At 39.3% G+C, this 24,660-nt stretch carries 23 protein-coding genes and 2 riboswitches; of the genes, 4 read left to right on the top strand and 19 right to left on the bottom strand.

Features of this window, described 5'->3' with window-relative positions; translation table 11 throughout:
• Window position 1: 1 nt before the first annotated feature.
• The 8 genes from ACWATA_RS11380 to ACWATA_RS11345 all read right to left on the bottom strand — a co-directional run bounded on the left by ACWATA_RS11380 (window position 2) and on the right by ACWATA_RS11345 (window position 8,017).
• On the bottom strand, window positions 2–649 hold the full coding sequence (locus ACWATA_RS11380; RefSeq protein ID WP_013083415.1) for a precorrin-8X methylmutase: 648 nt from the start codon (window positions 647–649) through the stop codon (window positions 2–4).
• A 5-nt stretch (window positions 650–654) separates the two neighbouring features.
• Window positions 655–1,422 carry a precorrin-6A reductase gene (gene cobK / locus ACWATA_RS11375; protein WP_033579172.1) on the bottom strand — a complete coding sequence of 256 codons (768 nt, stop codon included), beginning with the start codon at window positions 1,420–1,422 and terminating at the stop codon, window positions 655–657.
• A complete protein-coding gene (locus ACWATA_RS11370; protein WP_034269200.1) occupies window positions 1,419–2,330 on the bottom strand; it encodes a sirohydrochlorin chelatase in 912 nt (303 codons plus the stop codon). Before ACWATA_RS11370 ends, cobK begins: the two co-directional genes overlap by 4 nt.
• A 17-nt stretch (window positions 2,331–2,347) precedes the next feature.
• The gene (cobJ, locus tag ACWATA_RS11365) at window positions 2,348–3,970 is read right to left on the bottom strand and encodes a precorrin-3B C(17)-methyltransferase (protein WP_473049846.1); all 1,623 of its coding nucleotides are present in this window, start codon (window positions 3,968–3,970) and stop codon (window positions 2,348–2,350) included.
• 13 nt (window positions 3,971–3,983) lie between these two features.
• Window positions 3,984–4,364, bottom strand: coding sequence for a (2Fe-2S) ferredoxin domain-containing protein (locus tag ACWATA_RS11360; protein ID WP_154991254.1), 381 nt, complete (start codon window positions 4,362–4,364; stop codon window positions 3,984–3,986).
• Between the two features lie 101 nt (window positions 4,365–4,465).
• Window positions 4,466–4,645, bottom strand: a riboswitch (cobalamin riboswitch).
• A gap of 118 nt (window positions 4,646–4,763) precedes the next feature.
• A riboswitch (cobalamin riboswitch) is annotated at window positions 4,764–4,942 on the bottom strand.
• 147 nt (window positions 4,943–5,089) lie between these two features.
• Complete coding sequence (locus ACWATA_RS11355; protein ID WP_014459832.1) at window positions 5,090–5,248, bottom strand: hypothetical protein; 159 nt, start codon at window positions 5,246–5,248, stop codon at window positions 5,090–5,092.
• A gap of 352 nt (window positions 5,249–5,600) precedes the next feature.
• Window positions 5,601–6,638, bottom strand: coding sequence for a M42 family metallopeptidase (locus tag ACWATA_RS11350; RefSeq protein WP_049164895.1), 1,038 nt, complete (start codon window positions 6,636–6,638; stop codon window positions 5,601–5,603).
• A gap of 107 nt (window positions 6,639–6,745) precedes the next feature.
• Window positions 6,746–8,017 (bottom strand): cation:dicarboxylate symporter family transporter, encoded by a 1,272-nt coding sequence (locus tag ACWATA_RS11345; RefSeq protein WP_033579176.1) that lies wholly within the window; start codon window positions 8,015–8,017, stop codon window positions 6,746–6,748.
• A 387-nt stretch (window positions 8,018–8,404) separates the two neighbouring features.
• Between ACWATA_RS11345 and brnQ the strand changes: the two genes are divergently transcribed.
• Window positions 8,405–9,760 carry a branched-chain amino acid transport system II carrier protein gene (gene brnQ, locus ACWATA_RS11340; RefSeq protein ID WP_049164898.1) on the top strand — a complete coding sequence of 452 codons (1,356 nt, stop codon included), beginning with the start codon at window positions 8,405–8,407 and terminating at the stop codon, window positions 9,758–9,760.
• A gap of 39 nt (window positions 9,761–9,799) precedes the next feature.
• Here the strand turns inward: brnQ and ACWATA_RS11335 are convergent, their stop codons facing one another.
• From ACWATA_RS11335 to ACWATA_RS11320, 4 genes are all read right to left on the bottom strand, one after another.
• Window positions 9,800–10,177 (bottom strand): UCP033725 family protein, encoded by a 378-nt coding sequence (locus ACWATA_RS11335; protein WP_034269163.1) that lies wholly within the window; start codon window positions 10,175–10,177, stop codon window positions 9,800–9,802.
• A 296-nt stretch (window positions 10,178–10,473) separates the two neighbouring features.
• A complete protein-coding gene (locus tag ACWATA_RS11330) occupies window positions 10,474–10,671 on the bottom strand; it encodes an IDEAL domain-containing protein (protein WP_013057324.1) in 198 nt (65 codons plus the stop codon).
• A gap of 134 nt (window positions 10,672–10,805) precedes the next feature.
• Window positions 10,806–12,089: an ammonium transporter gene (locus ACWATA_RS11325; protein ID WP_098999400.1), complete on the bottom strand. Its 1,284-nt coding sequence runs from the start codon at window positions 12,087–12,089 to the stop codon at window positions 10,806–10,808.
• The gene (locus tag ACWATA_RS11320) at window positions 12,086–12,502 is read right to left on the bottom strand and encodes a hypothetical protein (protein WP_028413111.1); all 417 of its coding nucleotides are present in this window, start codon (window positions 12,500–12,502) and stop codon (window positions 12,086–12,088) included. Before ACWATA_RS11320 ends, ACWATA_RS11325 begins: the two co-directional genes overlap by 4 nt.
• 429 nt (window positions 12,503–12,931) lie before the next feature.
• On the opposite strand from ACWATA_RS11320, the gene ACWATA_RS11315 reads away from it, so the two are divergent.
• Together ACWATA_RS11315 and ACWATA_RS11310 are read left to right on the top strand one after the other, a co-directional pair.
• A complete protein-coding gene (locus ACWATA_RS11315; protein ID WP_013057327.1) occupies window positions 12,932–13,384 on the top strand; it encodes a DUF1641 domain-containing protein in 453 nt (150 codons plus the stop codon).
• A gap of 33 nt (window positions 13,385–13,417) precedes the next feature.
• On the top strand, window positions 13,418–14,596 hold the full coding sequence (locus ACWATA_RS11310; RefSeq protein WP_013057328.1) for an NAD(P)/FAD-dependent oxidoreductase: 1,179 nt from the start codon (window positions 13,418–13,420) through the stop codon (window positions 14,594–14,596).
• Between the two features lie 47 nt (window positions 14,597–14,643).
• Here ACWATA_RS11310 and ACWATA_RS11305 read toward each other — a convergent pair whose 3' ends face one another.
• From ACWATA_RS11305 to ACWATA_RS11290, 4 genes are all read right to left on the bottom strand, one after another.
• A complete protein-coding gene (locus ACWATA_RS11305) occupies window positions 14,644–15,600 on the bottom strand; it encodes an AEC family transporter (RefSeq protein ID WP_028413110.1) in 957 nt (318 codons plus the stop codon).
• 12 nt (window positions 15,601–15,612) lie between these two features.
• Entirely contained in the window at window positions 15,613–17,316 is a 1,704-nt protein-coding gene (locus tag ACWATA_RS11300) for an NAD-dependent malic enzyme (RefSeq protein ID WP_473049845.1), read from the bottom strand.
• Between the two features lie 223 nt (window positions 17,317–17,539).
• Window positions 17,540–18,991, bottom strand: a complete 1,452-nt coding sequence (locus tag ACWATA_RS11295; RefSeq protein WP_028413108.1) for a M20 family metallopeptidase — start codon at window positions 18,989–18,991, stop codon at window positions 17,540–17,542.
• A 23-nt stretch (window positions 18,992–19,014) separates the two neighbouring features.
• Window positions 19,015–20,238 carry an MFS transporter gene (locus tag ACWATA_RS11290; protein WP_028413107.1) on the bottom strand — a complete coding sequence of 408 codons (1,224 nt, stop codon included), beginning with the start codon at window positions 20,236–20,238 and terminating at the stop codon, window positions 19,015–19,017.
• Between the two features lie 169 nt (window positions 20,239–20,407).
• Here ACWATA_RS11290 and ACWATA_RS11285 point away from each other — a divergent pair, with 169 nt between their 5' ends.
• The gene (locus ACWATA_RS11285) at window positions 20,408–22,486 is read left to right on the top strand and encodes a helix-turn-helix domain-containing protein (RefSeq protein ID WP_473049844.1); all 2,079 of its coding nucleotides are present in this window, start codon (window positions 20,408–20,410) and stop codon (window positions 22,484–22,486) included.
• A 17-nt stretch (window positions 22,487–22,503) separates the two neighbouring features.
• Here ACWATA_RS11285 and ACWATA_RS11280 read toward each other — a convergent pair whose 3' ends face one another.
• The 3 genes from ACWATA_RS11280 to ACWATA_RS11270 are packed head-to-tail and all read right to left on the bottom strand — an operon-like array spanning window position 22,504 to window position 24,658.
• Entirely contained in the window at window positions 22,504–22,974 is a 471-nt protein-coding gene (locus tag ACWATA_RS11280; RefSeq protein ID WP_154972997.1) for a hypothetical protein, read from the bottom strand.
• 21 nt (window positions 22,975–22,995) lie between these two features.
• Window positions 22,996–23,220, bottom strand: a complete 225-nt coding sequence (locus ACWATA_RS11275) for a non-oxidative hydroxyarylic acid decarboxylases subunit D (RefSeq protein ID WP_028413104.1) — start codon at window positions 23,218–23,220, stop codon at window positions 22,996–22,998.
• Between the two features lie 16 nt (window positions 23,221–23,236).
• The gene (locus ACWATA_RS11270; RefSeq protein WP_028413103.1) at window positions 23,237–24,658 is read right to left on the bottom strand and encodes a non-oxidative hydroxyarylic acid decarboxylases subunit C; all 1,422 of its coding nucleotides are present in this window, start codon (window positions 24,656–24,658) and stop codon (window positions 23,237–23,239) included.
• Window positions 24,659–24,660 lie beyond the last annotated feature (2 nt).

Raw genomic sequence — 24,660 nt, 5'->3', positions numbered from 1 at the left:
GTTACACCTGATCTGCAAGAATTGAAATTGCATTTAATGCAGCAACCGTTACCGTACTGCCGCCTTTTCGCCCGATGTTTGTAATAAACGGCACGTCAAGTTTGGCAAGTTCTTCTTTCGATTCAGCCGCTGAAACAAACCCTACCGGCAGACCAATAACAAGCCCAGGCTTCGCTTCTCCTTCTTTAATCAAACGAATTAACTCAAGTAACGCTGTCGGTGCGTTCCCAATTGCAAAAATCCCGCCGTCTGCTTCTTTAATTGCTTTTCGCATAGAAATAATTGCACGCGTTGTATTTAAGCGCTTTGCTTCTTCCATTACGTCCGGATCTGAAATATAAACTTTGATTTCACCGCCGTGTTTTTCAATTCGCTGCTTGTTTGTTCCTACTTGCACCATTTGTACATCTGCAACCACTTGCTTGCCGCTGCGAATGGCTTTAATTCCTGCTTGAATCGCATCTGGATGAAACAGCATACTGCGTCCAAGCTCAAAGTCTGCAGACGCGTGAATTACCCGCTGCACAATTGGGTACTGTTCATCTGTAAACGGATGAGGTCCAAGCTCTTCTGTAATCATTTCAAAACTTTTTCCTTCAATTTGCTGAGGCTGAACAGTTAACGGTTTAAATTCTGTACGAAAATCCATCTCAATCAACTCCTAGTTTGGTTTACTAAAGCATGAACCACTTCTTCAAACGTGGAATACACGGTCCCATACTCAATTTTCGGTCGCCCAATCATAATGATATCTAAGCCTAACTCTTTAGCTGCTTCCACTTTTTCATCCACAGATCCAACTTTTCCGCTTTCTTTTGTGACCATGACCGTCACTCCGTATTGCTTATAAAGCGCTTGATCAAACTCTTTTGTAAACGGACCTTGAATAGCAATAATATTTTTTTGCGGCAATCCTAACTGCTGACACTTTTCCATATTATCCAGCCTTGGAAGCATACGAGCAACAAGCCGTACATCTGAAAGAGGAAGGAGCTTTTCTGTAAAAACCTGCAGCGTCTTGCTGCCTGTTGTCAGCATAATAACTCCTTTTTTCTCAGCTGCTACTTCAGCTGCTTCTTCATACGTAGAAACCATCGTCATATTGTCGTAGGTAAAAGCCTGCGAAGCCCGCTCATAGCGTATGTAAGGAATCGATGTTTCAGCAGCCGCACCGATGGCGTTTTTAGATGCTTCTTCGGCAAAGGGGTGACTTGCATCCACAATAGCTTTTACACCATGTTCGTTTATAAAAGTCATCATATCTTCTTGTGTGAGACGTCCAATTTTCACTTTCACTTCTGCTCGCTGTAATTCGATTGCTGCATTGTCGGTTACAACCGTCGCCGTAACGTCGTAACCTTCTTTTTTCACTTGAACAGCTAATGCACGTGCATCGCTAGTTCCCGCTAACAATAAAATCATTTTAACTCGCCGACCTTATCTTCATGGTGGTGATGGTCATGATGGTGATCGTGGTGATGGTGCCCGTGATCATGATCATGATCGTGATGATGATGGTGATCAATATGCTCCATAATGCCGAGGCGATATTGACATGTATCGCAGTTCATTTTCACTTCGCCTTCTAATCCTTCTTCAGCACGTTCTTTTAAAATTGTCTGCAGTTTTGGATGAAAACCGAAATAGCCGGCTAGCTTAAACTCAATGTTTTCATGCTGCATTTTATACTGCTTCACCATTTCTTCCAAACGCTTAATTAGTACTCCTGTAAATAAGAAATACGGAAGAATAACCACTTTTTTAGCGTCCAGTTTTAAACATCGTTCCACTCCTTCATCAATCAATGGAGCGGTCACGCCCATAAAAGAAGTTTCGACGATTTTGTAGTTTGTTTTTTCCCAAAGAAGGCGCGTAATTTTATATAAATCACTGTTTGCATCAGGATCGCTTCCTCCTCGCCCTAAGACAATAACAGCCGTGTCTTCAGCTGGAGTTTCTAAATTTTCTCCTGATTCTTGTAATCTCGTTTTTAAAATTTCAAGGGCTTCTTCATGAACGCCAATGGGACGTCCGTACACGAAGTTTACGTGTGGATATTTTTCCTTAGCTTCATCTATAGCCGCCGGAATATGTATTTTTGAGTGGCCAGCTGGCAAGAGCATAATTGGAACTACAACTACATCTGTCGCTCCTTTTGCCACACATGTATCAATGCCTTGACTTACATTCGGACGTTCAAACTCTAGAAAACACGTTTCTACTAAAATAGATGGGTCCCAATCATGCTTCATAGTCGAGATAAACTCGCGAATTTGATCGTTCCCTTCAGGATCTCTACTTCCATGACCGACAAATAAAACTGATTTCATATAATGCCCTCCCATTTTTAATCTCCACACGGAGCTGGTTCTACTTTTATTTTTGGTGTTATATCTTGATAGTCGAATCCATAAACATTCTTCACACGCTTAAAGAATTTATGAAACCGCTCATTTGGATGACCTTTTTCTTTATATTCATGGACAATGTTCTCCACTATTTCAACAATGTCATCGGGCGCTATGCCTTCCGCCACAATTTGACCTGAATGGGCGTTTCGTCCAACCGTTTTAGCCCCTAAAAATAAGTCAAACGCACCTTTTCTGTAGACAATGCCGATATCTTCTTGAACAGCACCGTAACAGGCCATACCGCATCCATTAATACCAAGCTTCAGCTCTTTTGGCATGTCCATTCCACCGAGACGCTTTTGTAATTGTTCCGTATGCGGGATGGCGTCACTTTTTTCTCCATCACAAAAATCACACGCTTTAATTGTAAACACGTCTCCGACTGGAGATAGTAAAAAGGAAGCTGATTGGAGCTTTTTAATAATCACATCTGGCTGAGCCGTTGGAATTTGCAGTTTGATTTGATGGTCAGGCGTATACTCCATCGTACCTTTTTCACCAACAACTTCTGCTAGTGTTGTCATTTGAACGGGCGTAAACTTCTTATTTGCAAGCCCTGGACTAACTGCCACTTCAAAAATAGACTCAATTGGCTGGTGTACGACCGGTGAAGTAGTTTCACCTAAAATTGCTTGAAGCGCTTCTTCTGCCAGAGCTCGTGAAGCTGCTTTTTCTTCTTTTGTATTCTGAACATCTTCAATAGCTGAAGCCGTTTGCTTTACAGTCTCCTCTTGATCAAGAGCCCATGGTTCTGCTTCTTTTCGAAGTCGCTGATGCGGTCTTAGCGGCTGCTCTGTTTGGTTGAGGGTATATTTCCGCTGATACCCGCGCGGTGTAATCATTAAGTCATCGTAAAAGAACGTAGATGAATTTCCGACAACAACGGTAGTCAGCATGCCTATTTCATGATTTAACATGTCTTTTAAATTGGTCATTACCACTTCTTCACGGTCACGATAAGCGCTTTTCACAAGACCAACAGGCGTATCGGGGGAACGGTATTTTAATAAAATCCTTTGCGCTTCCACAATTTGTCTTGTGCGTCTTCCGCTTTTCGGATTATAAAAAGCTACTACAAAATCTGCTTGTGCAGCTGCTTCGATTCGTTTTTCGATTAACTCCCAAGGCGTAAGGTGGTCACTTAAACTAATCGTACAGGCATCATGCATCACGGGCGCCCCAAGGAGGGATGCGCATGAATTAATAGCCGAAATGCCAGGAATCACTTCCAGCTCTACGCCCGTTTCTTTTTTCCATCCTTTTTCAATCAACACTTCATACACAAGGCCGGCCATTCCGTATACTCCTGCATCTCCGCTTGAAATGACCGCCACGGTTTTTCCCGCTTCAGCTTGCTTTACGGCTTCTTGTGCACGGCTTACTTCTTCGGTCATTCCTGTACTAATAATTTGCTGATTCGTTAATAGTCCTTGAATTAATTCCACATAGGTTTTATAACCAATGATCATATCACTTTCTTGAATGGATTCTCTTGCTCGCTGTGTAATATGTTCAAAGCTTCCTGGGCCGAATCCAATAACTAACAGTTTACCTTTCATGCTAGCTCCTCCTTTATGCGTTACTTTTTACTTTGTCAATTCCTTCTATGGAGTCACTCTTTTCCGGAGAAACAAAACTGTTTTGATCATATTCATAAATAAGTGATTCCTTTATACTGCAGCCTCCTGCTAAATGTTCTTCAACAATTCGATGAGCTACGTTTTCAGTGACCTGCTTGTACCAATCTCCTGAAGGGTACACGATAGCTACAGGAGCATCTTTGCATCTTCCGTTACAGCGCGTACGGGTTGTGTGAACCGCTTCATCTAGATTCAGTTCAGTCACTTTATTTCGAATAGCTTGCGTGGCTTCTTCTCCACCTTTTCTCATACAGCTGCTTCCATTACAAATCAATACGTGATGTTTTGTTCCATTTAAGTTCCACGTCGTCACACTTATTCGCTCCTTTACTAAAAAAACGCCTCTATCAATGATAGAGGCGCAGAAAAATTCAAACTAAGTTTTTGCACTTCCACCTATATCCCGTAGGGTAAGCTTCGCATTAGAAAAAGGCTGGTTTCCTGACTTCGATTCATCACTTGATTGCGCCTTCCCGAATACAGTGGCATATGCAATCAGCTCCTCTTCACAGTGGCGGGTACCGCGCTGGCTTCACACCAGACTTCCCATTTAACGCAATGTGAGCATTGCGCACCTTTTTTGCACGATATGTAGTTTTGTGCTACGAGAAAAACCCGCTTCGCTAATATGCGAGCAGGTAAAACGTCAGAATAAAAGTGTACACGAATGCCACTTTAAGCCAACGTTTCCCTTCCCGCTCCCCGGAGAAATAGAAACTTCACAATAAAGACAGGTCTCCTGACTTGTGTATCATTCTACTTGAGAACCTTCCCGTGATTTTTCCACAGTGGTTATACTCGTTCGTCCACACTTACAGTTGCGGGGGCAGTACTGGTCTTTCACCAGTTTCCCTATTAAGCCTTCTTGGCATCTTTACTGTTGCTGTTTGATATATATGAACCTTTTAAACTATCAGAATAATAGAAGTAACTACCATATCATAGCGTACATTTTTTTTTATTTCAACTCTATTCTTTTCGTAAGATACAAGAAGCTATAAAAAAAACAAGAGCATAAAGTCAGCTCTTGTTTTTTCATTATATAGCTACTAATGTTAAATGAGGATCATTATAATACACGACTTCTGAAAGAACTTTACAGCCATTTGTTTTTGCAAAAGCTTCTCTCGCCTGCGTTTCAGTTTCAAATTCAAACATTTTCATTTCTTTTCCAGCATATACCGTCAGTACCCACATGAAAAGATTCGCCTCCGATTATTGTAGTGATCGCTATATCCACATTATGACGAAACCATATCCTTTTGAAAACCCATTCTACAAAACTTGTCACAAGAAACTTTTAAAAATTTAAAAACATTTTAACTTCTGTAAATGAACAAAATGTACAAAAGGTTTAAGCCGTATTATACCTCTTTAAAAAAGGTGCTTTTTTTACCAACTGTTGCTTCACCAGTAAAAATATATATAGTATTTATTAAAAAAAGAAGCCGGACAGCCGGCTTCTTTTTTAGGAAAGGAAAGTACAGACATCACAGTCCCGTCCTGCTCTTTGTTTTGCATAAAAATACACTAATTAAATATTCCTTTCTTAAAGCAGAACCATGTTCGATTGCACATAGTGGTAAAGAAGCTTGTACGTATGGTTCAATGAATCTTGATGCGTTCTCTCAAACGCATGAGAAGAATCAATTCCTGGACCAATTAAGCCGTGTACGATGTCATGCCCGGCACGAATAGCAGCAGAAGCATCTGATCCGTAAAACGGATAAATATCTAATTTGTACTGAATATCATGCTGCTTAGCTAGCTCCACCAAATGCTTTCTCAAACCGTAATGATATGGGCCGCTTGAATCTTTTACACAAATAGACACGGTGTATTCATCAGTAGATTGTCCATCTCCCATGGCACCCATATCAACCGCTAAGTATTCTACCGTTTGAGGCGTAATATTCGAATTTCCTCCGTATCCAATTTCTTCATTATTTGAAATAAGAAAGTGCGTAGTGTATGGCAGTTCGATCTGCTCTTCTTGAATTGTTTTCATGAGCTGAAGCAATAAAGCTACGCTTGCTTTATCATCGAGATGACGAGATTTAATAAAACCGCTTTTTGTTATTTCTACACGAGGATTAAACGAAACAAAGTCGCCGACTTCAATTCCAAGACTGCGAACATCTTCTGCGCTATGTACTTTTTCATCCAATCGAATTTCTATATTATCTTGATTTCGCTCAGCTTTACCTGCATCTTTATACACATGAACAGATGTTTGATGCATAAGGATGGTCCCTGTAAATACTTCTCCTGCTGACGTTTCGATTTCACAATATTCTCCTTCAATGGAATTGTAGCGGAACCCTCCAATCAAGTCGATTTTCAGACGTCCACTCGGTTTGATTTCTTTTACCATAGCACCTAATGTATCGACATGAGCCGTCAGCATGCGGTGATGATCCGTATCTTTACCGGGAATAGTAGCGACTAAGCCTCCTTTTCGATTGCGATACGTTTGAATATTTAGCTCTTTTACATAGTCTTCGACAAATGAAATCACCTTTTCTGTATTTCCAGAAGGACTGGGAATCGAAACAAGCTTTTTAATTAACTGAACAGTTTCCGTCATTATGACACTTCCTTTGTCTCTCATTTCTTTTATTTTACCATATGTTTCAAAAAAGATAACAGGCAGCTCCAAACAAAAAAGCCAGGCAGCTGCCCGGCTTTTTTGTTTTAAGCTATGTTTGATTTCTTTAATTCATTTGTGTAATTTAATGATTTTTGCTTATCAAACTCGCCTTCAGACTTGGACATTACAATTGCAGCTAAAGCATTTCCTACTACGTTAACTGTGGTACGCATCATATCAAGAATGCGGTCAATTCCTGCAATAAATGCCATGCCTTCAAGAGGGAAGCCCATAGATTCAAGCGTAGCAAGTACAACTACAAACGATGCCCCTGGTACACCAGCCATCCCTTTTGAGGTTAACATTAGCACAAGAAGGAGCTGAATTTGATCCATAATGGAAAGGTCAATGCCGTACATTTGAGCAATAAACAGCGATGCCAGCGCCTGATAAATGGTTGAACCATCTAAATTAAACGTGTAGCCTGTTGGAATAACAAACGATGTAACCGATTTAGAACAACCGAAGTCTTCCATCTTTTTGATAAGAGATGGTAAAACGGCTTCTGAACTTGCTGTTGTAAAAGCAAGAAGCAGCTCGTCTTTTAACACTTTTATGAGCGTAAACATGCTTGTTCCAGCCATTTTAGCAATAATTCCAAGAACCACAAGCACAAAGAAAATCATGGTGAAGTAAACGGCGAACACTAATTTCCCTAATGGAATAAGTGATCCGACACCAAACTTTATAATATTAACACCAATAAGTGCAAATACACCTACTGGAGCAAATTTCATCACCAAATTAGTTACCCAAAACATTGCATCCAAGACGCCTTCAAAAAAGGCTAAAACAGGTTTTCCTCTCTGTCCAATCGAAGCTACGCCTACACCAAACAGTACGGAAAATAAAATGATTGGTAAAAGATCGCCTTCTGCTACCGACTGAAAGACGTTTGTCGGAACAATATGAAGAAGCTCCTGAGCAATCCCTGTACTTTCAGACGTTTTTGCCGTTGCCTCATATTGAGAAATATCGCTTTTTTCAATATGTCCCATATCAACCCCTGCACCAGGGTGGAATAAGTTCGCGGCAATAATCCCCACTACAATCGCAATGGTTGTAACAATTTCAAAATAAAGAATTGTTTTTCCGCCAAGCTTACCTAATTTTTTGATATCGCCTACTCCTGCGACCGCTACGATTAATGCTGAAATCACGATCGGTACGACAATCATCTTAATTAAATGAATAAATATGTCTCCAATTGGCTGTAAAATAGAAATGGCCGTATCGCTTCCGTAAAAGATAGCACCTACAGCTACGCCTAAAATCAGTCCAATTAGAATCTGAGTTGCTAGACCTAACCTTTTCACTTTCTTGCTCCTTTCGCACAGTTGACTTTCACCCATCGAGCATATGCGGTTCAACGAACCGTGTATAAATATACATCCTTACAGCACCTTATGTAAACAGTTCTTTACTAATAAGGATGTAAGGCCGCACATGCAAATTTTTAAAAGCCACGGTTCTGTTTTATCATATCAAATAATTGTTGTACACTGAGATTTTTTTGCTAAGTATTTTTCTATTTTTGCTATTTCAGCGAATAAATAAAAAAAATAAAATTTTATATTGAAATATGCATTTTAGGTTAGTATAATACGATACATGTTTATTTTTATTATTCGAATATAAAATTCTGAAAATTTTAATTATTCAACACGATAATAAAAAGCATTTATAATTTTGGAGGTTTTAATGTGTCAAACAAAGTTCCTTTTTCATTTATAGTGGTTATTGGCTTTATGCTTTTTGCCCTATTCTTCGGCGCAGGTAATTTAATTTTCCCTGCAATGTTAGGTCAGTCTGCTGGAAGCAATATTTGGTCAGCAAATGCTGGATTTTTAGTAACGGGTGTAGGTCTGCCTCTGCTAGGCGTTCTCGCATTTGGTTTTTCCGGAAAAGAGGATCTGCAGTCTTTAGCTAGTCGCGTACACCCAGCTTTCGGTATTATCTTTACTACGATTTTATACTTGGCAATCGGACCGCTTTTTGCAATGCCAAGAACGGGAAGTGTTTCGTTTGAAATTGGCGTTAAGCCTTTTTTATCAGAAAATTCAGGTCACCTTCCCCTTATCATTTTCACGGTAATTTTCTTTACGATTACGTGCTTTTTTTCGCTAAATCCTGCGAAAATTGTCGATTTAGTAGGAAAAGTTTTAACACCTATTAAATTAACGTTTATTGGAATATTGGTAGTTGTAGCCGTTGTGAACCCAATTGGAAAGTTCGAAGCACCAAGCGAAGCTTATACAACACACTCATTTTTCAAAGGCTTCCAAGAAGGCTACTTAACAATGGATACATTAGCATCATTTGTTTTTGGAATTATTATTATTAATGCAATTAAAGAAAAAGGGGCAAAAACCAACCGACAAATTATTACAATTTGTGCAAAAGCTACGGCTATCGCTGCCGTTATTTTAGCTCTTATTTATAGCGCATTGTCCTATATGGGTGCTTCAAGCGTATCAGAGCTTGGACGTCTTGATAACGGAGGTACGGTTTTGGCTGAAGTATCAAATTACTACTTTGGCTCTTACGGAGGAATTCTTTTAGGTCTGATGATTACCGTTGCTTGTTTAACAACAAGTGTAGGTCTTGTAACATCTTGTTCATCTTTTTTCCATAAGCTGTTTCCAAAGGTCTCTTATAAGTTGATTGCTGTCATTTTATCAGCTTTCAGTGCCGTTGTAGCAAATTTTGGCCTAACGGAATTAATCGCTATTTCGGTTCCAGTCTTAACAGCTATTTATCCGTTAGCTATTGTGTTAATTGCTTTAACATTCTTACATCCTTTATTTAAAGGACGTTCTGAAGTTTACCAAGTAAGCCTTCTGTTCACGTTTATCGTTAGTTTATTTGATGGCTTAAATGCTGCTGGATTCAAAATTGCCGCAGTAAACGATCTGTTTACATCGATTCTACCTATGTATGGAGTGGGTCTCGGCTGGGTAGTTCCTGCTATTGTAGGAGGATTAATCGGTCTTGGCATTACCTTCCTTCGTACAAATGATAATACGAACAGAAACACTTCAAGAAAATTGATTAAATAAAAAGAGGATGCGAGTGCATCCTCTTTTTATTTTGGCGTCTTATGAATAAGGAGTTTTTTTCTCCGTTAACTTCACTTCTTCCTTTAACACACGTTTTTCATATAGATATTTATCCGTTCGTTGAAAATGATATTTATCAGCTTTTTCTTTTTCAGATGTGGTCAAAAGCACTTGACCATCAGAAGCAGCTGACACACCAAACGTTTCATTTTGATAAGTAGCATACGGAGCTACAAAAAACACTTCTTCAACAGCATCACGAGGAACTTCTTTTGTAAAAGTCGTGTCATTGTATGGAATGAATCCATTTGCTACATCGCCTTTATCATAGCTAATCAGCTTTACACACCCGTTTTCCGTTTCATAACATTCGTAGTCTCGTTCATTATATGCTGCATACAAACCTTTTCGAATCATAAAAAACATTCCTTTACATTGGTTTAGCAACCGCTGGTACAAATCGTTTTTCTTCTGCCACGTAGGTAGCTAAAAGTACTTCTTCCTCATTTACCACTTGATATAGTTCCGCTCCGCTTGCTGGTGGATAATAGTTATCAAATTTGAACTCTGGAACGGTTTCCCCGTTTCGAGATCCTGTAAACCCATTAAGCGTACATGGAAGTCCATAATTATTACTAATTAATCCCTTTTAGTAGGTCTCAAAAATAAAACACACCATCTAAAATAGATGGTGTGTGAAGTATAGTAAGTAATTAAGAAATTTGTTTAAGTTCTGATGAGAGTTTTAAAAACTCTTCTTTATTTTTCATCAATAGCGTGCGGTCGATTTCTTCTTTTAGCTGTGCTTTACGAAATTCTGCAATCGCCTTGTCTAAAATCATCTCAGCGAATAATGCATCAAGCACCTTTCCGTTGGATTTTTGCGGTGAATTAAGTAAATTCTTTTTCATAAGAAATCAACTCCTTGGCTTTTTTATAATATAACACAAATATTCTGACTTTTCAATCATTTAAACCAAGTATTTTACATCTATTTTTTTCCACATAAAAAGGCCGCCCTTTTGTTATAAGGCGCGGCCTTTTATTACGAATCTGCGGCTTTTTCTTTTACTTCCGCATAGTAGTTTTCATATTCAATAAATTCAGGAGCTTGATGAGCTGCCATGATACCGTGGTAACTGATGTCTAAGCCCACTTCTTCTTCTTCTTCCGTAGATCGAAGCGGAACCACCAAGGAAATAACCTTTAACCCTATCCACGTCGTAACAAATCCCCAAGCGCATAGAGCAATTAATCCGAGAAGTTGAACACCTAATAACGTCCAGCCCCCTCCTGTAAACACACCGCCGTCTGTAGAAAACAAGCCCACAGCCAACGTGCCCCATATTCCCGAAGCAGCGTGTACAGGAAAAGCTCCTACAGGATCGTCGATTTGACGTGCTTCGAGCCAGTTTGTAGCTGCCATCATTAATAAGCCAGATACAGCTCCAATAAAAATAGCAGATGGTGTGTTAACAAAAGCGCACCCGGCCGTAATGCCAACCAGTCCGGCAAGCGATCCATTTATTACAGAAGGTGCATCTGAACGGTTGTAGCGAAATAAAGTATAAAATAAAGTAGCTGCTCCGCCTGCTGCTGCTGATAACATTGTGACAATAGCAATGTGACCAATTCTAACGTCAGTGGCACTTAGCGTACTTCCTGCATTAAACCCGAACCATCCAAACCATAATAAAAAAGCACCAACTGATGCAAGCGGCAAATTGCTTGGAAGAGAAACAGAACTAATTCCATTTTTCGTGAACTTCCCTTTTCTCGGTCCAATCATTATTGCAGCTGCTAAAGCTGAAAAACCGCCAAGAGCATGGATAACTGCCGAACCGGCAAAATCAAGCATTCCTAGCTTACTAATCCATCCGCCTCCCCAAATCCAGTGGCCGGCTATAGGATAAATAAATGTAGTCATTAAAATCGCATATAAAAGGTATGCGCGGAAATTAATTCGTTCTGCCACCGCTCCAGAAACGATAGAAATGACCGCAATAACAAACGCACATTGAAACAGCCAAAATGTTTCAAGCCCAATTGGAATGTCAAGGTGCGATAAATTACCTGAGAGCGCAAAACCGCTTTTACCGACGATTCCGCCTAAATCATCTCCGTACATTAATCCAAACCCAATTAAATAGAAACAAAGCGTTCCTATTGTAATATCAGCGAATACTTTCATAATAATATTGACGCTATTTTTATATCGGACAAAACCTGCCTCTAGCAAGGCAAAGCCGCCTTCCATTAGCAAAATCATCGCCGCTGTTAATACAACCCACGTCGTATTTATACCTAAACTTAGTTCATTAACACTCATATCCCAACGCCTCCACTGCTTTTTAGTCGTTTTATTTCTTGTACAATAGCAGGCGAAAGCGTAATTTCACTTGTTTCTTCATTTTCCGCTTTTATTAATTCAAGAACTTCATGAAGTTCTCGCATTTGTGCTTTAAGGTGATCAATTTTTTTAAAGCGTTCCTTTACGTATACCATATACTCGACCGCTTGATGCTGACTTAAAGGACGCCCGGTAAAAAATTTACGAAACGGTGATAGTGATTGGTACCAAGCTTCTTCAGCACGTTTCTTCTCTTCGTATTTACTAATTTTCGCTTTTATATCTTCTATTTCTTGTGCTTTAGCTTCTTTTAACTTCATTATAAATTCAATTAATTTTAATTGAGGCAATGTAATGACCACATTATGATAAAGTTCATCCACTATAACCATGTTATATCTCCTTACATAAGATGTTATATTTAGATTATATGTAGAACACTATAGTAAGTCAATGTAATTTTTTGAAAACTCTTTAAATAGTAAATGCGCCCTATCTTTTTACTACTTATAGAATATTAAGTTCGTATGTGTTGAAATATGACGTTATTTGTTTTATCGTAGGAAGAGGAATTATGTTAGTTCCCTATTTTAATTTTATTTACCTAGGCAATTATTCGCTTTATTTTTTATAAACTTTTATTAAACAAAGGGTTACGAGGTTCTTCACTTATTTTTTCAACGAAATGAGTTGATTTTATCTCGTATTAAAATTAAAATAGAATTATGTGCAAGATTTCACAACTTCACAATGTAGTTTGAAAGTCTAGCAGATAACTAGGAACTACATATGCAACAGTATCCAGCAAAGGAGGACTTTTCATGTCTCAATCAACTATTCAAAAATCAGCTGCAGAGGAAAATGCTGCTGTACAAACAGAAGCGGCGGTTAACAAAGGTCAAGCGGATGTGTTAGATCAATTGTTAAAGCCTGAAGTACAAGAAGCTCTTACTGTTCTTGTAGATAATTTACCAAAATTATCTGAAATGGTAACGGTGCTTACAAAAACTTACGACGTTGCGCAATCATTATTAACTGACGACGTATTAAAAGAAGATCTACTTGGTGGAGTAAAAGAATTTATCGAGCCAGTAGAAGGAACAGTAAAAGGTCTTGCAGCTACTGCAATCGAAGCAAACGATCGTGCAGAAGCAAATGCTTCTAATTCAATCGGTTTATTCGGTTTATTACGCATGCTTAAAGATCCACAAGCTCAAAAACTATTCCGCTTTGCACAAGCGTATTTAGACATTACAAACGAAAAACAAAAATAATTTTCATTAAAAAGTGTGGACGGAGGATCGACTATGTCAAAACATATTTTAATTTTAGGCGGCGGTTACGGTGGTTTATTAACTGCAATGACAGCTCGCCAACACCTAAGTGCGGATGAAGCAAAAATTACAGTAGTGAACCGTTTTGCTACTCACCAAATCATTACAGAATTACACCGTCTAGCTGTAGGCGGCGTTTCTGAACAAGCGGTAGCTTTACCACTTGATAAATTACTTAAAAACTACAACGTTGATTTAAAAATTGCAACGGTAAAAGAAATTTCACCAGATCAACGTGAAGTATCTCTTGAAGATGGTACAAAATTAAGCTACGACTACCTTGTTACAGCTTTAGGTAGTGAAACTGCTTACTTCGGTATCCCTGGTTTAGAAGAGCACAGCTTCGTTCTTAAATCAGTAAATGATGCAAACCGTTTACGTGCACACGTAGAAGCTTGTATCGCTGAATACAGCAAAACAAAAAATAAAGCTGACGGTACAATCGTAGTTGGCGGTGGCGGATTAACAGGTATCGAACTTGTTGGTGAATACGCTGACTTAATGCCAAGCCTATGCCTAAAACACGGTGTGGATCCAAAAGAAATTTCTCTATACTGTGTAGAAGCAGCTCCTACAGTTCTTCCAGGCTTCCCTGCTGAATTAGTAGAGCGTGCTCAATCAAGCTTAACAAAACGTGGCGTTACATTTGTTACTGGTACACCTGTAACAAAAATGGATGCTACAACTGTTGAACTTAAAGACGGCAGCAAAATTGAAACAAAAACAATGGTATGGACTGGCGGAGTTCAAGGTAACTCTGTAGTTGCTAACTCAGGTATCGAAGTAAACCGCGGTCGTGCACTTGTAAATGAATTCTTACAATCTACATCTCATAAAGATGTATTCCTTGCTGGTGACTCAGCGGTTGTAATGGGTCCAGAAGGTCGCCCTTACCCACCTACTGCTCAATTAGCTTGGCAAATGGGTGAAGTTGTAGGCGTGAACTTAGCAGTAGCTATTCGCGGCGGAGCAATGGAATCATTCGTTCCTGTCTTCTCTGGTACACTAGGAAGTCTTGGACGCAAAGATGCAATTGGTACAATCGGCGGAAACAAAACGCAATTAAAAGGTTTACCAGCATCACTTATGAAAGAAGCAAGTAACGTTCGTTACTTATCTCATATCAAAGGATTATTCGCATTAGCTTATTAATCCGTCTTAAAACGAAAGAGGGAAATTCCTCTTTCGTTTTTTTTTATTTACATAAGCCAAGAAATAAGAAGCGGCAGCGTAACCAGCGATAAAATAGCACTAATAACAAAAGCAGAGGCCGTTTCGTTTTCCATGCTTTCAAACCGCAAGGCAATCATCGCAGCTACAGCAGATCCAGGAAAAGCTACCAGTAAAATAGCTTTTGTCACTTCATCTGAAGACAACCCTATCCATACTGCAATTCCAAGCATAACGATCGGTTGAACTGCTACTTTTAAGACAGCGATCCCGAGCGCGCCTTTACTGAAGTTAATTTTTCCAATTCCAATCGTTACTCCTACCGCAAACAAAGCTGCTCCGGATGTGATACTTCCAATTTGATCAAGCATATCCTGTAACAGTTTAGGTGACTGAAAGCCGCAAAGCGTTAAAATCACTCCAATTAACGGGACGCATGCCAAAGGCTCAGATAGACCATGCAAAATAGAATGAACCGTTACTTTGAATAAACTTGTTTTCTCTTCCCCTTCTTTTCGTCCCCTTTGGCCAACGGTTCCCAAAATCGTTGCCAACGGATCTAAAATCGCGTTCACCACGATTCCTGTGATGGCAATTGGAATCGCTACTGCACCTGCACCAAACAAGCCTCCAAGTACCGGAATGCCCATAAAAGCAAACGTTGGCTGAGCTGAGTTTAGAGCAAACATAGAAGAAGAAGTTAGCGTATGCTTCCCTGCATACTTCACGATGAGCAATATAATGAGATAAAACCCGACGATGCCTAAAATCAGCGCAACTAAAAACGGCCATTCATCTATGAGTGTTTTTCTTGGCGTTGTCGTCACACCTACAAATAAGTGTGCAGGAAGCGCAAACTTCGTTACTAATGTGTTAAGCCCCTTAGACGTTTGCTTGTCAAATTTTTTAAAATGCCCTGCTAAATAACCAAGCAAAATGACAAAAAAGATAGGCGCGAGAATGAGAAAAATTTGACCTATGCTCATTTATCATTCACCTCATTCATTTCTTGCCTTAACAGGTTTATAAACAGGCTGCCATACCGCTTCTTCTACAAGTTCAGCTACATTTTTTTCGGTAACAGTTGCTACGTTATCTTTTACAGCAGCATCGGCAACTGCCACAGCAACCGCCTTTGATACTTTTTGAAGATCTTTAATATTTGGAAGAAGCGTATCTCCTTTTGTATCTGTTTCTGCTATACGCGCTACTGCATTGGCTGCTTCTGCAAACATAGATTCAGTAAACTTTTGAGCGCGAACCACAATTGCACCTAAACCAAGACCTGGAAACACAAATGCATTATTAGCCTGTCCGATTTCGTAAGTGTGCCCGTTATATTCAACGGGTTCAAATGGACTTCCCGTTGCAATAAGGGCTTTTCCTTCCGTCCATTTTATAATATTTTCTGGAACAGCTTCAGCAAGTTTAGTTGGGTTTGAAAGCGGCATAATCACCGGGCGCTCTACATGCTTTGCCATTTCTTTAATAATTTCTTCGGTAAAAGCATCCGTGACGCCTGATGTTCCAATTAAAATCGTTGGCTTCACTTGCTTGACAAGCTCCAACAGTGAAATTTTATTTTCATCGCCCTTTTCCCATTCTTTAATCTCTTCATTTTGGCGAACATATGGCTGTTGAAAAGGAGCTAAATCTTCCATATCTTCCGTTAACAGACCTCTGTAATCATATGCCCAAAAACGATCATATGCTTCTTCTTCAGATAACCCTTCAAGCATCATCGCACTATGAATACGATCAGCATTCCCAATTCCAGCAGATCCCGGTCCAAATACAACAACCCGCTGATCTTTTAAAGGCGTACCTGTAATACGGACGGCTGTTAAAACGGCTGCAAGAGTAATTACTCCCGTTCCTTGAATATCATCATTAAATGTTAAAATTTTATCTCCGTATTCTTTCATAATGTGACGCGCATTAATATTCCCAAGATCCTCCCAATGAAGAAGCGCTTTAGGAAACTTGGCCGTTATTTCTTTTACAAATTGAGCGATAAAACGATTATAGTCTTCTCCTTTTACTCGTTCATGACGATTTCCTAAATACAAAGGATCTTCAAGAAGCTTTTTATTATTGGTCCCCATGTCAAGAACAACAGGCAGTACGCGGCTTGGGTCAATTCCTGCTGCAGCTGTGTAGACCGCTAACTTTCCAACTGCGATATTGATCCCTCCTACTCCCCAGTCCCCAATTCCTAAAATACTTTCTGAATCCGTGACTACAAGCAAATCAATATCTTCGCTGTCGAGCCCTAAGTTTTCAATCGCCTCACTTAATCTGTCCGCTTCATTTACGGATAAATATAAGCCGTCAGGACGATGGTATTCATGGCTGTATTCTTGAATAGATTGACCTACAGTAGGCGTGTAAATAATGGGAAGCATTTTACTTAAATGATCGGTTAATAAACGATAAAACAACACAACGTTCCGGTTATGCAGATCATTTAACGAATTATTTTTTTGAAGATCATTCGGTGCTTTTTTGAACTGCTCATATGCTCTTTTTGCCTGCTCTTCTAACGTTAAGACCGTTGGAGGAAGAAGTCCCTGCAGATGAAGCTCTTTTCTTTCTTCTTCAGTAAAAGCAGAACCTTTATTTAAATAAGAAGTGGATAAAACTGATTTTCCTTTTAGTGAAGTTGAAATTGACCCATCTCTTTCTACTTTATACGCTCTCATGTTTTTACCTCTTTTCTTGAACAATTAGATAGGGTTAGGTTCAGCAAAGAGATATATTTTTAACCATTTATTTTTAATGAAAACAAAAAAGAGATTGAGCCATAACTACATCAATCCAATCTAAAGACGACCAAACGGTATAAATGAAATCTACGTTCAACCTAACAATAAAAAAATCCGAACGATTCATCGTTCGGATTTTCCTTACACGAAAATACGTTTTTTACACCATGCTATAGTCTTCGTGCTCACTTTCTGAGTAATTAGGCGGCTGTATATGGGAAGGCACAAGACATTCATAGCTTTCCCCTTCTAGCCTATCCTCTAGCTCTTGTTTCGCTTGACTAATCAGCTCTTGATTTTCTATCATTTCAATCGCCGTAGCCGCAATGGCTTTTCCAGCTAACAACATCGCATCGTGAGCATACTCTGTTTTCCCTTGAGCAACAGCTTGCCATGTATGAAACGGCGTAGCATAAGCCCACGTTGCGGTCACGCACTGTGCAGTTGGAACATTCCAGCTAACGTCTGCGACATCGGTTGATCCCGTCATGAAGGAAACATTTTTAGACATAGGAGCAATTTGGTTGAAGACTGGATGATTTGCTAAAGCTCTGTCTAGCAGTGAACCGACTTGTTTTTTTGCTGCTTCTTTGTCTTCAGCGGATGTAGACTCGTAAATAGCTTTGGCGAAAGCCATGTCTTCTTGTTTCACTTCAGCCAAATTTATCTGCATCATTTGCTTATGCATCAGCTGCTCCATTGTTTGATTTGGAATTAGATTAGCGCAGGCTCCTTGAATTTCCTGTTCCACTTGTGTTTCAGTCATTAAAGCCGCTCCCTTTGCAATTTTCACAACCCGTTCATAAAGTTCTTTTACTTGAGATGGCTTCGGAGCACGAATTAAGTACATGACTTCCGCTTCTGCTTGAACAACATTAGGAGAAATGCCTCCGCTGTTTGTAATGGCATAGTGTACGCGCGCTTCATCTATCATATGTTCACGCATATAATTCACACCAATATTCATCAACTCTACAGCGTCTAAAGCGCTTCTGCCAAGGTGAGGACTAGCAGCTGCATGACTGCTTCTTCCTTTAAATTTAAAAGTTGCTTGCATAACCGCATTCGATGACGTATGCATGACACCATTAACGGTAGCCGGATGCCACGAAAACGCGATGTCTACATCTTGGAAAAATCCTTCTCGTACCATATACGTCTTTCCGTAGCCACTTTCTTCAGCTGGACATCCATAGTATTGAACGGTTCCCGGAACATTTTTTTCTTTTAAGTATTCTTTGACTGCAAGCGCAGCTGCTAGTGAGCCTACGCCAAGTAGGTTATGTCCACACCCATGGCCATTTCCATTTTTTTTGACTGGATCTGCTACTGCACACTTATCTTTTTGACTCAGCCCGGTAAGCGCATCATATTCACCAAGAATAGCGATAATCGGATAACCGTGCCCGTAACTTCCAATAAAACCTGTTTCAAGGTTAGCAATATGTGTACGAAGCGTAAACTCTTCTTTTTCTAACATGTCGCAAATTAGCTGTGCCGACTTATACTCTTCAAACCTCGTTTCTGCATATTCCCATATTTGATCACTGATTTGAGTTAGCTCGTGTCGCTTTTGTTCAATAAGTTGTTCGACTTTTTTGACAATACCCATGAGACACTCTCCTTTTTCCCTTATTATTTAACAGCATTTTGTGCGTTCACTACCACTTTTGCAGGTCGAATCGAAAACAACGAAATAGCACAGACAAGAGCGCAGATAATTAATAAAGCAAACGCTGCATTATACGACCCGCCAAACGATTGTACTAAAAAACCAATAAGCATTGGTGTTAATACGCCGGCTGCTTGAGCCCCTGTATTAATAAAACCATTTGCTGAACCGACCACTGATTCAGGCAACATTTTTAAAGGAGCTGAAGCGATTAAAATCACATTAAATGAAAACAGTAAAGTTACTGCGCTTTGAAAAACGATAAACATGCCTACGCTAGGTGAAATAGCCATTAAGCAAAGAAAAACGCCCATCAGTAAACCAAAAACCGCCGCTATCATCTTGTCTTTTCCATCTGGAAGCTTATCTAAAATAAAGCCGCTAACAAACATTCCTATAATGCCTACAAATGCTGGGATAGCGGAAAGAAAACCGATGTCTGTTAAATTCAAATGTCTTACTTCGGCTAAATATGTAGGCATCCACGACATGAGCCCCCAGTTAATAGCGTAAATACTGAAATAGGCAATAAATAAATTCCAAATCATCGGGGTTTTGATAATTTCTTTTAATGTCATCTGCTTAGCAGGAATAGCAGAAGCCTCTCTTTTTTCCCCCTGCTGCTTTTCTTTTAGTAAAAAAACAAACAGAACTGTAATAACAAGCCCGATGGCTCCTATGATATAAAAGATACTTCTCCAGCTTATCGTTTGCATCAGCTGCGTCGCTAGAATCGGTGTCACCACGCCCATGATCGTACCTGACGATAACAAAAAGGACATGGCTCTACTGCGTTCTTGCTGAGGAAACCACCCTGCGATTCCTTTTGACGCAGATGGAAAATAGCTCCCTTCCCCTAATCCAAATAAAAAGCGAATGATAATAATAGAAGCAAAAGACCAGGCCATTCCGGTAAAAACTGTAAACAAAGACCATAAAAGCACGGCAATTGTAATGACTTTTTTAAACCCAAAGCGGTCTGCCAGCCACCCACCAGGTATTTGCATCAGTGCGTATCCTGCAAAAAAACTGCTTAAGATGATACCTGTAGAAGAAGCATTAAGGTGTAGATCTTTCGAGATATCTAAAATAGCGTAATTAATAATAAAACGATCTAAGTTTCCAAGCGACCAGCCTAAAAATAATAAAAATAAAATGATGTATTTCCAGTTCGACCTTGCTAGCATAAATGCACTCAACTCCTTTTTATTCCATTTAATGTAACGTTTTGTAACAAATCGATTCGTTACATAAATATTAAAAAATTCTGACTATTTTTTCAATGTGCATTTCTATATAATAAGAACTATAACTATGTATTTTTTTACATTAAGTAGTCTATAAGGGGTTGTTAATATGAGTGATTTATTAGCTAATATGAAAGGTTATCTTACATCTATTATTAAAAACAGTTCTTATCAAATTTGGACAAGTATTGATTCTGCAAATTTTAACATGATTTTTTCCAGTTCTTCATGCTCATCCCTGACTTACACGCCTCCCACTAGCCTACATAACGGCAGTGATTCCTTTCAAAAGCATATCGCATATGAAGAGTTCGAAGAAATTTACTTATCCTTTCCAAACCGGTATGCGTTTGTTGTTCGCATATTTGCTAAGCACGAATGGACACCACAACAAATAAAGAAGCTATCCGCTAACTTTTCTCCTTATGTGCTGCAAAAAAAGCTAGAGCGGCATGAGCACATTTTGAACGTACTTATGAAAAGCATTAAGGAAATCTCGCTTTTACAAGACTCTGACTATCTATTAACAAGAATTCTAGAAAATGCTCTTTCAGTTATTTCTGTTGCGGATATGGGCGTGCTGTGGATGTTTGATTCTTCCACTGAATTTCTTTTGCCTCGCGCCTGGTCCGGGGGGCCAAACAATGAAATTCAAAACATGAAAATGAAAGTTGGCGAAGGAATTATCGGAAAGACATTTCAGCATAATAAAAGCTATACGTATACGAACTTAGAGGATATAATACACGATTCTTCTACTATGACTGACGATAATATTCACTATCTTAATCAGTCCTATACATTTACAAACATTCAATCTATTATTTCTGTCCCCATTTGTATGGAAGAACAGACGGTATGCGTACTCATTATTTATCAAAATGGTACAACCCCTCTTTTAAATGAAGAGGATAAAGAATTGTTAGAAAGCTTTTCCGATCAAGTATCGATTGCTCTCTTAAACTCAGCGCTTTTTGAAGATGTAAAAAAACAAAATGAACTTTTAATACGCCGCGATCAAATTCATCGCACCTTCATGAATGTTTCCCTTCAAAGTAAAGGAATTGAACCGATACTTAACGAATTACGCCGAATGGTTACATCTCCTGTCACCATTGTAGATTTTGTTGATAATAAGACCTATGGCTTCTTGAAATCCTTTGATATAGACACAAAAACAGCTGAATTTCACACGCATTTTGTTTTACATACAAAAGCTTGCTTTTATACTATTGAGTCACACAACCAGAAGCACAGCGTCTACATTCAACCGATACACGGCATTGATACGCTCTTAGGGTTAGTTATTCTGCAGACAAATCAAGAAGATCTTTCCTCTCTAGATCAAGTGGCACTCGAACAAAGCAGCTCTGTTATTGCACTAGAAATGCTGAAAAAACAAACGTTAGTCGATTTATTTTACAAGCGAACGCATGAACTATTTAGTGAATACTTATCATGTTATGACACCACTTTACTGTATCAAAAAGCAAATGAGCTAAACATTGATACAAAAAAGCATATTCTAGTCGCTCTTATTACCATTCGTTCACAGGCGGACCTGCAGCTCTTAAACTTACATCTTCATCGCCTTGTATCTGACATCAAATCGGTTTTTAGTTCAAAAGCGCCGGTCGTATACGGATTCGACACGAAAGTAACCATTGTATTCACGCTTGATTCTTATGAAGACCATCATGCTATTATCAAACAATTAGAAGATTCACTCTCAAAATGGCGTTACTACAATGAATGTCATATAAAAATAGGGATTGGAAGTCGTTATTTTCACTTTACCCAAATAGAAAAAAGTTATAGTGAAGCTGAAAAAGCTGTCTCTTACCTTCTGTCTCAGCAGCAAGATGGATGCATGTTGTATGAGGAAATAGGAATTAACCGCTTATTTATTAATCAATCGAAAGAAGAAGTCAAAACCTTTATTGATGAAGTATTTGTCCCTCTTAAAAACAATCATTTGAATGATGAACCTTTAGAGCAAACGCTAGAAGCGTATTTTGATAACAACCGTTCTGCTTCACTTACAGCTAAGCAGCTTCATATTCACGTTAATACACTCTATCAGCGGTTGAAGAAAATCGAAGATAAAATGAACATATCATTTACAAATAGTGAACATCTATTAAAAGTGCAGCTAGCGTGCTATTTGAAAAAATTTCACTACAGCTAAAAAACCGATTCTTATTTTTAAGAATCGGTTTTTTCAGTAGAAAGAACAGCCTTAATTGATTGCTCCCAGCGGCTCAGTACCTCTTTGGAATCATGAAGCTGAAATTGAATGCCCGATGTTAAAACTGCATATTTTGCGTAATCTTCTTTAACAGCGGCTACTTCTCCCGTAAATAGCTCATAGCCTGATAACACAGGAGCTTCTTTTTTTAGCCAAAATTTAATGTAATAAGCTTTGCCTTCAACAACTAATGTAACGGTTGCCTTATGATTCTGTATCATGTTTTTTGAAGACGTGGTATCTTTCCATACTAACAGCTTGACGCGCGAAGAGCTAATAGCTACCAGCTCTCCTGCGCTAATCATTGCTACATGAGGAAACCCCTCGGATGTCACTGTAGATAGCAGCATCGCAGCATGCTGTTTCCTTTCTAGATCTTTTCCATTTAAAAATACGCGCACGGCTTTTGGCAGCTCTGCTTTATTCATTTTACTTACCACCTTTGCTGATTAAGATCGGGGTGGCACAGGAGGCACGTGCGTTGCCAGCGGTACGTCTTTTGGATTGATTTTAAATGGTCGAGGGTATTTTTCAGGATTGGTGATCGTCTCAGGTTCAGAAGAACGCCAAGTAAACAAACACACGTTGCATAAGTAAATCTCCCAGGCTCCTTCAACTGGTGATTTAGATACTAAGTTCGCTTGTTTGGCTTCACATCTTGGACAAGTATGCATGTCGATTCCTCCTTGTTTATTTTTGCATCATATTCGTTAAGATTTTTTCCCATTTTTCAGTTTCAAGTGGTGTATCTAAAGGCTGCGAGTAGTGGCCTCTTGTTTCTGGTGCAACCGGTGTTGTAGCATCCAAAATCATTTTATCTGTAATACCAGCCGGATCAGATCCTGGATCAAGTGGCAGAACTGAGAGATTAGGCACTGTTATAACATCATGTTTTGGGTGCATTTTTGTCGATAGCGCCCACATGACTTGCGGTAAATTAAACGGATCCACATCTTCGTCTACTAAAATAACTAGCTTGCAATATCCTAATCCATGCGGCGTAGTCAATGCCCTCATACCAACCGCCTTAGCAAATCCTCCGTATCGGCTTTTCGTTGAAATGATAGCAACGAGACCATGAGTATACATCGCGTTCACCGCTTCAATCTCTTCAGGATATGCTTCTTTTAGCTGCTGATATAAAGGAACGCTTGTATTGATTCCAATTAAATAATCTGTTTCTGTCCAAGGCATACCGATATATAGACTTTCAAAAATAGGATCTTTGCGATGGTATACGCGATTGATTTTGATAACAGGCATGCTTCTCCCACCGGAGTAATGACCTGTAAATTCACCAAAAGGACCCTCATACTCACGTTCACCAGCTAAGATTTCTCCCTCTAAAATCACTTCTGCTCCCCAAGGTACATCTAAATCAGAAAGCTGAGACTTCACAATTCTGTACGGCTCACCTTGAATAGCTCCTGCCATTTCATACTCTGATTGATCGTAATGAAGCGGCGTAGCAGCTGCTGTGACAATCGCGGGTTCACATCCTAAAGCAATTGATACAGGGAGGTTTTCACCTTTTTCTTCGGCTTGTTTCAAGTGAATGGCAATATCATGCTGTGGCACGGGCTGAATGCCTAGACGGTCTTTCCCTTTGACCTGCATACGATATATACCTACGTTTTGTTTGCCGAAATGCGCCTTATCATGCTGATCACGAGAAATAACGCACGCTTTATCTAGATAATAGCCTCCGTCTCCTTGATTCAAGCGGAACAATGGCAAAAGGTCGAATAAGTTAATATCATCTTTAATTTCACACTCATGAAATGGCGCTGTTTCTTCTCTTTTCACTTTAACAGGAAATTTTTCATATCTCCGAGCAAACTCAAAGAACTGTTCTTTTACAGGAGTTGATTTAGGCAGTCCCATCATTAACGCGTGATTTGACCAGGAACCCATTACGTTTAGAGCTACCTTTGCGTTGTTATATCCATAAATATTTGTAAATAATAATCCCGGCGTTTGATCTCCTAAATTACTGATGGCTTGACCTGCTGAACCTAAATCCGGATCTGGCTGCACTTCATCTGTAATCGTCAGCAGCTGCCCTTCTTTATGTAGCGTATCAAGGAAATCTCTAAAGTCTTTATAAGCCATGT

Source organism: Priestia sp. USM5, assembly GCF_058323215.1.
Note: the sequence above shows the minus strand (reverse complement) of the source record. Positions and strands in the feature narration are given on the sequence as shown.

Bases quoted from the DNA above. Each gene is read 5' to 3' on its own strand.
- cobK (WP_033579172.1), bottom strand. From the start codon at position 1,422: ATGATTTTATTGTTAGCGGGAACTAGCGATGCACGTGCATTAGCTGTT.
- ACWATA_RS11270 (WP_028413103.1), bottom strand. From the start codon at position 24,658: ATGGCTTATAAAGACTTTAGAGATTTCCTTGATACGCTACATAAAGAA.
- ACWATA_RS11305 (WP_028413110.1), bottom strand. From the start codon at position 15,600: ATGAGCATAGGTCAAATTTTTCTCATTCTCGCGCCTATCTTTTTTGTC.
- ACWATA_RS11295 (WP_028413108.1), bottom strand. From the start codon at position 18,991: ATGGGTATTGTCAAAAAAGTCGAACAACTTATTGAACAAAAGCGACAC.
- ACWATA_RS11315 (WP_013057327.1), top strand. From the start codon at position 12,932: ATGTCTCAATCAACTATTCAAAAATCAGCTGCAGAGGAAAATGCTGCT.
- ACWATA_RS11370 (WP_034269200.1), bottom strand. From the start codon at position 2,330: ATGAAATCAGTTTTATTTGTCGGTCATGGAAGTAGAGATCCTGAAGGG.
- ACWATA_RS11355 (WP_014459832.1), bottom strand. From the start codon at position 5,248: ATGTGGGTACTGACGGTATATGCTGGAAAAGAAATGAAAATGTTTGAA.
- ACWATA_RS11320 (WP_028413111.1), bottom strand. From the start codon at position 12,502: ATGGTTATAGTGGATGAACTTTATCATAATGTGGTCATTACATTGCCT.
- cobJ (WP_473049846.1), bottom strand. From the start codon at position 3,970: ATGAAAGGTAAACTGTTAGTTATTGGATTCGGCCCAGGAAGCTTTGAA.
- ACWATA_RS11285 (WP_473049844.1), top strand. From the start codon at position 20,408: ATGAGTGATTTATTAGCTAATATGAAAGGTTATCTTACATCTATTATT.
- ACWATA_RS11330 (WP_013057324.1), bottom strand. From the start codon at position 10,671: ATGAAAAAGAATTTACTTAATTCACCGCAAAAATCCAACGGAAAGGTG.
- ACWATA_RS11380 (WP_013083415.1), bottom strand. From the start codon at position 649: ATGGATTTTCGTACAGAATTTAAACCGTTAACTGTTCAGCCTCAGCAA.
- ACWATA_RS11335 (WP_034269163.1), bottom strand. From the start codon at position 10,177: ATGATTCGAAAAGGTTTGTATGCAGCATATAATGAACGAGACTACGAA.
- ACWATA_RS11350 (WP_049164895.1), bottom strand. From the start codon at position 6,638: ATGACGGAAACTGTTCAGTTAATTAAAAAGCTTGTTTCGATTCCCAGT.
- ACWATA_RS11290 (WP_028413107.1), bottom strand. From the start codon at position 20,238: ATGCTAGCAAGGTCGAACTGGAAATACATCATTTTATTTTTATTATTT.
- ACWATA_RS11280 (WP_154972997.1), bottom strand. From the start codon at position 22,974: ATGAATAAAGCAGAGCTGCCAAAAGCCGTGCGCGTATTTTTAAATGGA.
- ACWATA_RS11325 (WP_098999400.1), bottom strand. From the start codon at position 12,089: ATGAGTGTTAATGAACTAAGTTTAGGTATAAATACGACGTGGGTTGTA.
- ACWATA_RS11275 (WP_028413104.1), bottom strand. From the start codon at position 23,220: ATGCATACTTGTCCAAGATGTGAAGCCAAACAAGCGAACTTAGTATCT.
- ACWATA_RS11300 (WP_473049845.1), bottom strand. From the start codon at position 17,316: ATGAGAGCGTATAAAGTAGAAAGAGATGGGTCAATTTCAACTTCACTA.
- ACWATA_RS11310 (WP_013057328.1), top strand. From the start codon at position 13,418: ATGTCAAAACATATTTTAATTTTAGGCGGCGGTTACGGTGGTTTATTA.